The 10,825-nt window shown below is 45.6% G+C and carries 11 protein-coding genes and 1 pseudogene; 7 read left to right on the plus strand and 5 right to left on the minus strand.

The features are described from left to right. The 4 genes from istA to AXFE_RS01530 all read left to right on the plus strand — a co-directional run. Positions 1 to 1,218: IS21 family transposase (gene istA / locus AXFE_RS01515; RefSeq protein ID WP_052604135.1), on the plus strand; the 1,218-nt coding region annotated here is incomplete at its 5' end. After that, positions 1,208 to 1,966, plus strand: a complete 759-nt coding sequence (gene istB / locus AXFE_RS01520) for an IS21-like element helper ATPase IstB (protein WP_052604136.1) — start codon at positions 1,208 to 1,210, stop codon at positions 1,964 to 1,966. The genes istA and istB (AXFE_RS01520), both read left to right, overlap by 11 nt. Then, on the plus strand, positions 1,963 to 2,304 hold the full coding sequence (locus tag AXFE_RS18935; RefSeq protein WP_152625792.1) for a paraquat-inducible protein A: 342 nt from the start codon (positions 1,963 to 1,965) through the stop codon (positions 2,302 to 2,304). Before istB (AXFE_RS01520) ends, AXFE_RS18935 begins: the two co-directional genes overlap by 4 nt. Positions 2,305 to 2,589: 285 nt before the next feature. Further along, on the plus strand, positions 2,590 to 3,531 hold the full coding sequence (locus AXFE_RS01530; protein WP_052604138.1) for an IS1595-like element ISAxf1 family transposase: 942 nt from the start codon (positions 2,590 to 2,592) through the stop codon (positions 3,529 to 3,531). A 1,505-nt stretch (positions 3,532 to 5,036) separates the two neighbouring features. On the opposite strand, the gene AXFE_RS18940 is transcribed toward AXFE_RS01530, so the two are convergent. The 4 genes from AXFE_RS18940 to AXFE_RS01545 form a co-directional block, all read right to left on the minus strand. Further along, positions 5,037 to 5,369, minus strand: a complete 333-nt coding sequence (locus AXFE_RS18940; RefSeq protein WP_152625793.1) for a hypothetical protein — start codon at positions 5,367 to 5,369, stop codon at positions 5,037 to 5,039. Positions 5,370 to 5,900: 531 nt separating this feature from the next. Next, on the minus strand, positions 5,901 to 6,695 hold the full coding sequence (gene istB / locus AXFE_RS01535; protein ID WP_052604139.1) for an IS21-like element helper ATPase IstB: 795 nt from the start codon (positions 6,693 to 6,695) through the stop codon (positions 5,901 to 5,903). Next, complete coding sequence (locus AXFE_RS01540; protein ID WP_052604140.1) at positions 6,688 to 7,410, minus strand: Mu transposase domain-containing protein; 723 nt, start codon at positions 7,408 to 7,410, stop codon at positions 6,688 to 6,690. The genes istB (AXFE_RS01535) and AXFE_RS01540 overlap by 8 nt, the downstream gene beginning before the upstream one ends. Before the next feature lie 54 nt (positions 7,411 to 7,464). Then, positions 7,465 to 7,737, minus strand: a complete 273-nt coding sequence (locus tag AXFE_RS01545; RefSeq protein ID WP_052604141.1) for a hypothetical protein — start codon at positions 7,735 to 7,737, stop codon at positions 7,465 to 7,467. Positions 7,738 to 8,031: 294 nt separating this feature from the next. On the opposite strand from AXFE_RS01545, the pseudogene AXFE_RS01550 reads away from it, so the two are divergent. Beyond that, a pseudogene (locus AXFE_RS01550) lies at positions 8,032 to 8,652 on the plus strand (reverse transcriptase domain-containing protein); the annotation flags it as partial. Positions 8,653 to 8,977: 325 nt separating this feature from the next. Here the strand turns inward: AXFE_RS01550 and AXFE_RS20990 are convergent. Beyond that, positions 8,978 to 9,106 (minus strand): hypothetical protein, encoded by a 129-nt coding sequence (locus AXFE_RS20990; protein WP_268749137.1) that lies wholly within the window; start codon positions 9,104 to 9,106, stop codon positions 8,978 to 8,980. 159 nt (positions 9,107 to 9,265) lie between these two features. On the opposite strand from AXFE_RS20990, the gene AXFE_RS01555 reads away from it, so the two are divergent. Both AXFE_RS01555 and AXFE_RS01560 read left to right on the plus strand, forming a co-directional pair. Beyond that, positions 9,266 to 10,009 carry a group II intron maturase-specific domain-containing protein gene (locus tag AXFE_RS01555; RefSeq protein WP_320408760.1) on the plus strand — a complete coding sequence of 248 codons (744 nt, stop codon included), beginning with the start codon at positions 9,266 to 9,268 and terminating at the stop codon, positions 10,007 to 10,009. 70 nt (positions 10,010 to 10,079) lie between these two features. Then, positions 10,080 to 10,706, plus strand: a complete 627-nt coding sequence (locus AXFE_RS01560; protein ID WP_152625794.1) for a DDE-type integrase/transposase/recombinase — start codon at positions 10,080 to 10,082, stop codon at positions 10,704 to 10,706. Positions 10,707 to 10,825: the final 119 nt, after the last annotated feature.

Raw genomic sequence — 10,825 nt, forward strand, 5'->3', positions numbered from 1 at the left:
GAATTTATCCGTCAAGCCAAAAAAGACCGTAGTCTCACGATGCACTTAGAGCATGTACCAGGGGATCAGCTATTGATTGACTTCGCTGGGGATAAGGTGGGAATCTACTCATCGCCAGGTGCTAGTGATCCCGACTACCAAGCCTCTATTTTTGTTGCTACTCTTGCCTTTTCAGGCAAGACATTTATTTGGGCTACCAGATATCAAGATGTATCTTGTGTGATAGATGCAACCGAAAGGGCTCTCTACTTCTTTGGCGGTGTTGTAGGTCGATTAGTCCCAGACAATATGGCTGCAGCGGTAACTACCGCCAAAGGTCCTAAGACTGCGCTGAAGCTAAATAATTCTTTCAAGGAATTTGCCAACCATCTTGGTACTTTAATAGCTCCGACCAGGGTTCGCAGGCCAAAAGACAAAGCTCGCGTAGAGCAGATGGTTGGCTATGTACAAAGAGATATTCTCGGGAGACTGAGAAATCAACGCTTTTACTCTATAGCTGAGCTCAATGTAGCACTTTTAGATGGGATCAATCGGCTAAATAACAACAAGATAGGCGGCCAGGACTTCTCTCGCGAGGATAGATTCGTAGAATTCGAAGCTAACTGCCTAGCTCCACTTCCTCCTCATAAGTTCCAATTCGGTATCTGGTCTAATGCCAGAGCAGGATCCAACTACCACGTCAAGGTAGCAGGAAACTACTACAGCGTTCCATATCGCCTAGCAAATAGCTCCCTAAGTGCTAAGGCAACCATCGATACGATTGAGATCTATGAAGGTAGCAACTGCGTGGCTATTCATACAAGATCGATGCTATCTGGAAAATACGCCACCATCGAAGCACATATGCCCCAAAATCACCTCATCTATCAAAGATCCACATCCATCGATGGACTGATGACGCAGATCAAAAACATAGGCCCATCAGCAGTTAGCTTCGCCGAGGTAATTCTAGATAGAGTGGGGCCATCTACTGGATTAGCAATTGGCTCTTTAGCTCAGATAGCTGAAGTAGCCAAACTCTACGGAGCTCAAGTATGTGAGCAATCGTGCGCATATGCAATAGCTATTGGATCCACTAAGTCATCTTCTCTTAGGAGCATCGCTGCCAAGGGACTATTCGATAGCGAAATAGGTGAAACCCCAAATTTGCCATGCATCACAACTCATGACAACATCCGGGGTGCCTGCTACTACGGAGGTATGGAAGATGTCATCTGAGGCCATAGTTACCCAACACCTAAATAGCCTAGGACTATCGGGCGCTCTGGAAGAGTTTCATCGGCAATTAAATGAACCAGCCTCACTGTCATTGGGATTCGAAGAGAGGCTGGCCATGATCCTTGGTGCACAAGTTGATCTAAGGGTTAATCGTAGGATCCAACGACGTATAAAAGAGGCGGAATTAAAAGTTTTAGCTCATCCAGGCGAAATAGACTTTTCAGTTGATCGGGGTGTTCCTAAGGCCAAGGTAGCCGAGATACTCTCACTTGGTTTTCTAAGACGTCACCATAACCTTTTAGTTACCGGTCCTACTGGTTGCGGTAAGACCTATCTGATCTGTGCTATAGCCCATAGCGCAATCGTGGCGGACCATACAGTGCGTTACTTTCGACTGTCGCATCTACTTGAACAGATAACCATAGCAAGAGCCGATGGCACCTACAAGTCGTTCCTCACCAAGATAAGGTCCAAGGACGTTATCTTGATAGACGACTTTGGTCTAGCACCAATTGCATCACGGGGTAGCCGAGAGCTACTTGATATCCTTGACGAGCGCATTGGTGTTGGATCTACCATCATCGCTTCACAACTTCCCGTTAGCACTTGGTATCAAAGTTTTGAAGATCTAACAGTTGCAGACTCAATACTCGATCGTCTCGTTCATGACTCAATGCGCCTCGAGATGAAAGGCGAGTCAATGCGAAAGATACGAGCACAACATAGCGAAATGGGAGACGGCTCATGAGTAACGAAATCCCGTTGCGTCACGATAGCGTCACGATAGCTTGTCCGGTTTGCCATAGTGATTTCTTAGTATCGGGTCGTAAGACCTACTGCTCAGAGCGTTGTAGAGCTAGTGCTTATCGAGCTCGACGCGATAGCACCCAACCCAAGGTACCTGTTGTAGGTAAGAAACAGCCGCTAAAGCCAATCACTGTATATGAGTGTGATATCTGCGGGGAGCGAGCCCTCGGGGAGCAACGCTGCGACGAATGTCAGAAATTCATGCGTCGTGTTGGCTTTGGAGGACTGTGTCCTCATTGTGATGGAGCAGTTGCCTATGACGAGCTAACCGTTGGTTAAGCGAATCTAACAAACTAAAGATCAGGCCATCTTTAGTGAGCGGTGGACGCCTGCACGCTTGCCTCGCAAATAATCTGACACATGTGAATAAGCGCTTCGCGTTTACATGCAGGTGCCAGATCTCGACCACAGGGCCCACCGCTATCGCTACTACCGATAAACAAATAATAAAAAGAAGGGTAACTGGTTCCGAAACATACTTATCAAGTTTCGTAAGTTTCGCCTCCACCGAGACCAGATTGGAGCTAATCTTTAGTAGAACAGATGTTCGATAAAGGAGGCATGGTGGATATCTCAGGCTTTATGGTACGCTTCGCTTCAGAGGAAGCATGTGAAGATCATTTGATCAAATTGCGGTGGAAAGAGGGATTTAGATGCCCAAAGTGTGACTCTGACCAGTTTACCTTAATCAGGCCAAACCATCGAAGAAATGCAGCATCTCGAGCTCCACTTTTTCAATGTAAATCTTGTCACCGTCAAACTAGCGTTACCTCCGGAACCATCTTCCATCGAAGCCATATCTCTTTATCCAAGTGGTTCTCCGCTATCTATCTATTGTCCAACGACAAGCGTGGTCTTTCGGCTACTACCATTGCTAAATTCGTTCAAGTATCTTATTCGACTGGCTGGTTGATGCTAAATAAGCTACGAAAAGCAATGGCTGACCGAAATGGTTTATATAAACTTGGAGGAAACGTCCAGGTAGATGAGTTCTTTTTAGGTGGTGAGAGCCATGGCGAAGGCAGAAGAGGAAAGGGAACAAAACAAACCAATGTCCTAATTGGAGTGTCGATTAGCAATGGTGCTCCTACTCATTGCTTCATGGAAGTAATCAAAGATACCACTGCTAAATCATTCAAAGATGTTTTTGTGAGACGTTTAGATTCCGATACCAAGCTGATAAGTGATGGTAACCCAAGTTACGGGGTATGTGCTCGAGACCTTGGACTAGCGCATTCGATCACTCTATCCAAAGACGAACAAGCACATGTAACATTCAAATGGCTCAACATCCTGATAGGGAACTGCAAGAAATTTATCGACGGAACATACCACGGACGTGAGGAACATAAGCAACTTTACCTCGAGGAATTCGCATACCGATTCAACCGAAGGCACTTTGAAATGTCCTTGGTAGAGCGACTTCTCAATACATGTGTGTTTGCGTCTCCACATCCGCTACTCCGCGAATCTGATTCCAAAATGGCTCTTGCTTACGAAACTTGATAAGTATGTTCCGAAACTACCCATTGGGACCAGTTACCCTTCGTGCTACTCCTGGCTTAGAGTTGTCCGTAATCCTCAGAAAAGCGAAAGACAACTTTCTAATCCAACAACGAGAGGACTATGGACAAATAAATATCAAAAAGACGAGCCATTTAGGCATTAATTAAGGGACCTTCTAGCCTGACATCTACCAGGATTGAGGTAACTTAGAGATAGGTTAAAGGGATCAGGAAAGTCTGGTCCAAAGACTTCGGTACAGTGGTCCAAAGATACTGGTGCTGTGGTCCAAAGATTCTACCAATAGTGGTCCAGAGAATCGGAATGGTCAAGTGATCTCCGTTTCTCATGAATCAAATGACCAAACCTAGATCTCACATCTTTTCTGCCCAATCCCAGTGGAGCCAATATGACCGAGGTTGATAACCACGGCGCTTGAAGCCTAGGAGACAATTGCGAAAGTAGATCCTTAGCTGTTTTGGATTTAAAGCTCCGAACTTAATGCTAGATAAGGCATTGCAACCCCACTCCGAGTCAAAAAATGCCACCCGAAAGAGTTGATTTCCGAATTGTGCAATTGTCTCTTAGGTGATCTCGAAGGTGCGCTTCATCGACGATGAGTCACAGCACTGACTAGTCAGAAACCCGCCATGGCCATTGGAAGCAATCACGTAACCCCATCTAAGCGAAATTGAACTACTCCATAAAGCTGAACTTGTCGACATTGTCTTGATAATCGATAATGACTGGGCTACGGGGCCTACTGAGAGTTGAGTCCTTGTGGATAATCCTGATTCATTAATGGGCCTTAGAATCGATGGGAATCTGGCGGTAGTGCTATAGCTAGCCCTATAGCTTTGGATTCCTCAGGAATCGACCGACACCAGCGCAATTGTGAGATCCTCAGATATCTACGTGAAGCTCTTGGCCCAAAGCCTCAAAGGTGAGGGTCGCTGTGGCGAATATGGTAGTGGCGAATATGGTTGTGGATCGGTATTCCTCAATCTTTAGAGGTCATGGACCACTAGTTGATAATCTAGAGGTGACTCAGAGACAAAAGTAAGATATTCTCTCCGGCTGCTTTGGCTGCCTAGGCCATAACGATTCACATCCACATTGTTATGGCCTAGGCATGGCCTTTGGCTAAAGCGATAACACTTTGAGATCGCCAAAGCCTAAAGGCTGCAAAGGGGCTATGGATTTGTGGACCAAGAATGCGGGCTAACCCAAAGCTATGGCTTTCACCCATCGATTTATCATTAGCTACTCTTGGTCAACAGGATCCACAGCCCGTCACTACTACCAATTAAACAAAAGATTCTTTATTTTTTGATCCTGCTCTAAATCGTCATAGCTAAAATTCCAGCTCAAAACAGCAACGATTCGATTTAGTTGGAAGGAAACCTAATCAGCTGAGAGTACTTACCCTAAAAGCTGTGGTGTCCTGGTCCCTAATATTTACAGGAAAGCAATCCAACGCGCGATAGTAGCTTTTGGTGGTCTTATCCTCAAATGAGATCGATGAAGGCTACTACTTCATCACAAGAGGGACAGAGTCCACCTGTTCCGACCTTCTTACAGAACAAGCCACAGTCGTCACATCGCTGGACTCCTAGGTATCTTGTTTCACATTGCGGACATTCATAGACGGTGCAATCTTTTCTCTTATTGCCCTTTGGCAATTTCGCTATGGGGACCTTGTTTCTATTACGGAGCTTCCATGCATTTACTCGACATCTGTCGCTACAGTAGATTCTTGGCTTAGTACCAGTAATTGCATTCCCACAGTAATGACATACTGGCGTTGCCATAGCGTTGCCTAGGGGGATTTTATCTTCCACTTACATCTCCTTATGGATAGTTGTGATTGGGTGCCAAGGAAACGTCTCAAGTAATTCCTGGCCCTTGGTGATGGCTATTAGCAATCATGGGTGAATGCGGACAACTAAGGGTTTTTACACATTCACCCAGACTGAGATTGACTAAGAACATCCCACTGCAGCCATGGTGGTGACATCGCGGAGTTATCTGGGTGAGGCCCATGAAGATGCATATGGGTATGGTTACCCATATGCATCTTCATGGGTGCTAGCTATTGCTGGCAACACTAGCTAGGCGTTCTCAAATGGTCATTGACTAGAGCGAACTAATCGTCTGTGATCATTGGAGGTCACTAGCGCTAAATGGATCGCTTTATGAATTCAATCGTCAAAACAAGAGCCAGCCTCTCTGTCGTTGTCATTCGACGAAGGGCTGGCTGTGATCCTTGAAGCTCAAGTAGGCCTAAGAGTCAACCGTAGGATCCAAAGACCCACTAAAGAGGCTCAAATTGAAGATTTCTAGTCGCTAAGGTGAAGTTGGCTATCAACTAATCACCGCTCACTTGTCACTACTTCTCCTTGTCTATGAGCTGCAGCTGCCTGAGGGCTGGTGTAGATACCTTGGGCTACACGATCACGTAAGCGATAGGAGTTTCCTTTGATATTGATTACCGTGCAGTGATGTAACAGACGATCCAAAATTGCTGTTGCTTGGATGACATCAGGAAATATTTCACTCCATTCTCCAAATCCTTTATTTGAAGTGAGAATTATCGATCCAGTTTCGTACCTGGCGCTAATTACCTCAAAGAAGACATTGCTGGCTACATGGTCGATGGCTCGGTATCCGATTTCATCGATAATTAGTACTTTTGGAGTGATGTATTTTCTAAATCTAGCTCCAGATGTCCCATATGACAGATCATCGGCGATTTTAGATAGCGTTGTAAAGTAGACGCTGTATCCGCCAATGATGGCTTCCATTCCAAGACCTATAGCGATGTGGCTTTTACCAACCCCAGGAGGTCCAAGTAGGACTACGTTTGACGAAGTTGCCACGAATGCCAATGAGCACAAGCCATCGATTACTGCTTTATCGAGCGAAGGACAAAAGGAAAAGTCGAAGTCAGATATACGCTTTTTGGAAGGTAAGCCTGCCGTTCGCATTCGAACTTCAAAGGCTCGTTCGCGCCTAGTCGAGAGCTCATGGCTAAGTAGATCTTTACCAAATGCCAAATAGGAGTAGTTCGCCTCAGTGGCACTTGTAAGCTTGGACTCTAGGATTTCTGCTGATCGGCTCAGTCCTAATTCAATAAGAATCAAACGAAGTTCTTCTAACTCAAGCATTTAGGCTAACCTCCTCGTAAACCCCAAGTGAACGTTGTTGTACTTGGGTGTCAACGTATTGCCTAGCAATTGGAACAGGCCCTATGAAAGATCCATGTCGCTCTATGCCTTTATATTGTTCGGGCAGATAAACCATGGAGCGCTTTTTGTAAGAGAGTGCGTGAGTAGCAATTAGCTCTTCATCTAAAAAGACCAAAAGAGCATTGTTCTCAACAATCACGCTGACAACCCTATGGGAAAACCGCCAAGGAACTCCATATCTAACTCCGGCGAAAGAAAAGAATCCGTCAGCACCAACTTTTCTAAACTGACGTTCAAATTGATAAAGTTCACTTCGTTTCGGAAGAGGCCGAAGATAGGGCGACTCATTGGCAAATGCTTCTAGGGGAGTCTCGCCAAGGCCATTATGTACTCTCGTATCAGTTTGTCGACACCAAGAAAGAGCCTGTTCATTCAAGTCGGCTAAGTTGGTAAAAGTACGTGCTGGCCAAAAGTTATCCTTGGCGTATCGTATTCCTCGTTCTACTTTGCCCTTTGTCTGGGGTCTTCTCACTGGAGCTAACTTGATTGATATACCTAAATATTTAGCCAAGTCGCTCGTGTGACTATTTAGGTCCCATCCTTGAGTGGTTGAGCCACCAAGGACAACTGTTTTCATGTGATCGGTAAGAAATGCATCGGTTATGCCACCAAAGTAATAAAGAGCATTGATCAAACAGGTAGAAAAGCCATAGATGTCAGCTGTTAGGGCAAACTCTAGATAGACCCTTTAGCTATAACCCATTGTCACCATAAGTCCAGCGATGTTTCTCCTTGTTCCTCGGTGATCGTCATAACCAAAGAGTCCCCAATCAAGTTGAATCTGAGCTCCCGGTTTGCTTTCATAGCGAATGGTCGCCTTGGCGTGAGGTCGAATATTTGGTTTGATAGATTTTACGTAATTACGGATCGTCGTTTCTTTAGAGCTATAGCCCAAAGGTTCTATTCGAGAGAGTATCGCTGGAGCACTGATCAATCCGTCTTTGACAAAACCATCAATCATCTCCTTATAGAGGACCTAAGTTTTGATCCCCTAGGCGCTCTAGGTGGTTTAGTTTCGCACATTGCTCCATCACGAACGTACTTAGCTACAGTATTCCTAGATACACCGGCAAGTTTAGATATTTCGTGATAGCTGTGTCCTTGTGATCTTAATTCAATTAAATTCATTAATGTCCTGCCCTTCAGCATTTGATGACTCCTCCGTGGTTTTGAATGTTCCACAGACAAGTCTTACTGGAGGGTGGGTCAATTTAATGTTGCTGATCCTGGGTCAATTTAATGTTGCTGGCAACAGTCAACTAATGATAAGGAGCGTGTCTTTAGCGATTTGTATAACCTCGTCTATGACCCAGCCTTCCTCCAGGTGGCATGGGCCAGAGTCAGAGGCAACAGAGGAGCGAGAACACCTGGCGTTGATGGAATATCACCAATTTCCATCTCTGATCCTAATGAGTTCCTAGATGAGCTTCGAAGGAGTCTGAAACAACGCCAGTTCACACCCACCCGAGTTAGAGAACGTAAGATTCCCAAAGCTTCAGGCAAAATGAGAAGATTAGGGATTCCGAATACTTCCGATCGGGTGGTACAAGCAGCGATGAAGCTTGTTTTGGAACCAATCTTTGAGGCGGATTTCCTGCCATGTTCGTATGGCTTTCGTCCCAAGAGACGAGCACAGGATGCAATTGCTGAGATTCACTTCTTCGCTAATTCCCCTAGAAGTTATGAGTGGGTATTTGAAGGAGATATCGAAGCTTGCTTTGACGAGATCGACCACGGAGCCCTCATGGCACGGATTAGACGTCGTATTTCACATAAGCGCATACTAACGCTCATCAAGGCATTTCTATCTGCTGGTATTCTCTCGGAAGAGGGAATTAACAGAAGAACCATTACCGGCACTCCGCAAGGAGGCTTATGCGAAGCTTCGCATAACCCTCCTTATGTGAAGCAAACGATTATGCGAAGTTGAAAGACATCCCCGCATTTCACGGTGGTATCCAGGTCTAATTTACTTCGCATAATCGGGTATCAATTCCTCAAAGACCTGTCAAGGAGGCAAGGAGGTCAGCATCGTCCTTCCATTCGAGCAAATCTGGCGAGATCATGTTGGGATACGCCTTTTCGAGAGCTTAGCGTTTCAACTCGGTATCGGCTCGGGCATAAATCTCGGTAGTGGAAATATCTACATGCCCCAAGAATCGAAGACCTAATTCCTCAGTGAACTGCTCGGCTCTTTACTTTCAAGAAACGTTGCCGCCCACATGGTTCCACATGCGGCGATAGTAGTTGGTAGTCGCCTGGGTATAGTGCAGCCGATATAGCTCGGCTTCCAAGTCAGTTGTCAATTGTGAAAATGATTCAGGAATCAATTTAGTGCCTCCTCAATGGACTATGGGATCATAAAGATCTGCCACTCCATTTTGGAACACCATGGCGTTATGCGAAGTAAATCAGACCCAAATACCACCGTGAAATGCGGGTATGTCTTTCAACTTCGCATAATCGTTTACTTCACATAAGGAGGCGTCCTGTCTCCACTGCTTGCAAATATTGCTCTTTCGGTCCTAGACGAATACTTCTCAACAAAATGGGAAGCACTAGGTTCGCAATGGACACGTGATAAGCACAAACGTAATGGTGGAGCCGTTTTTCGACTGATTCGATATGCCGACGATTTTGTAATCATGGGATATGGTGCCCGTAAGGATGTGGAACTACTAAAAGACGAGGTCAGTACTGTCCTGTCGCAAGTAGGTCTACACCTATCGGAGTCCAAGACCAAAATCTGTCATATCGAAGAAGGTTTTGATTTCCTCGGATGGCATATTCAGCGCCGAAGACAAAGAGGCCGAGACGGAAAGATGGCGGTCTATACCTATCCTTCAAAGAAAGCCTTACTTTCTGTAATGGCTAAGGTCAGATCAATCACCAGACGTGAAAAGCATCGGACACTTGCCGATCTTCTAAGAACTCTGAATCCGGTTCTTAGAGGATGGTGTAACTATTTTTACCATGGAGTTTCTTCTAACACCTTCAATTACTTGGACCACTTCAGTTGGTGGCGGGTAGTGCGATGGTTGAGGAAGAGACACCTTGGTTTGAACTGGGGAACCTTACATCGACGTTATCTCCCTGCTTGGGAGATAACAGATGGAAAGGTAGAGATGTTCCGGCCTCAAAAGGTATCGATTATTCGATATCGTTATCGAGGTTCTAAAATCCCCACACCATGGACAAGTAAGTTCGGTTCAACAGCTGTATCGTTGGCATGACTTTGTGGAGAGCCGGATGCGGTGAGAGTCGCAAGTCCGGTTCGGAGGGCGGACCAGAGAAACCCACCAGTTGAAAGGCTGGCAGGGCGCTCTGGTCCGACCCTACTCCTGGCTGCGTGGACCGGTACATGGAGTTTTTTACTACCTGTACTTCGTAATGGACCTTTATTCGAGAAAGATAGTTGGATATGAAGTATACGGATGCGAATCATCTCAGCAACTTGCCGATGTAGTTGTAAGAGCAACTCTCCTAGAAGGAGGAAGAGCTCCTAAAATCTTACATAGCGACAATGGATCTCCTATGAAGGGATCTTCTCTATTAGAGCTTTGCTACAAAATGGGGATCACTACCTCGAACTCACGACCTCGGGTTTCTGATGATAACCCCCACATAGAGTCGCTCTTTCGCACTACCAAGTACTGGCCTGGTTATCCATATGGAGGATTTGAAAACCTTAGAGATAGTCGGACCTGGGTGGAGAAGTTTGTCAACTACTACAACTACCACCACCGACATAGTGGTCTAAAGTTCGTTACTCCCCATGATGTTCATGAAGGAAACCATCTCGAAGTACTCTCGATGCGACAGAAACTCTACGAAACGACAAAGGAACTCAATCCAAAGAGGTGGATCAACTCTAAAGTGAGAGACTGGAGTCCACCTGGCGAGAACCTGGACTACACCTCCAAGGGATAAATCCATCCTAAGTTCTACATTATCTGCGTAGTTCTAAGTCGATTGACCCAACACGAAGAGATTCAAGATCTTAGAGACTTTAATTTCTGTCCCTTATACACATCTGACGCTGCCGACGA

This window comes from Acidithrix ferrooxidans, assembly GCF_000949295.1.
In the GTDB taxonomy this organism is placed as follows: domain Bacteria; phylum Actinomycetota; class Acidimicrobiia; order Acidimicrobiales; family Acidimicrobiaceae; genus Acidithrix; species Acidithrix ferrooxidans.

Coding starts and splice junctions, on each gene's coding strand:
- istB (WP_052604136.1), top strand. CDS start 1,208: ATGTCATCTGAGGCCATAGTTACCCAACACCTAAATAGCCTAGGACTA.
- AXFE_RS18935 (WP_152625792.1), top strand. CDS start 1,963: ATGAGTAACGAAATCCCGTTGCGTCACGATAGCGTCACGATAGCTTGT.
- istB (WP_052604139.1), bottom strand. CDS start 6,695: ATGCTTGAGTTAGAAGAACTTCGTTTGATTCTTATTGAATTAGGACTG.
- AXFE_RS01545 (WP_052604141.1), bottom strand. CDS start 7,737: ATGATTGATGGTTTTGTCAAAGACGGATTGATCAGTGCTCCAGCGATA.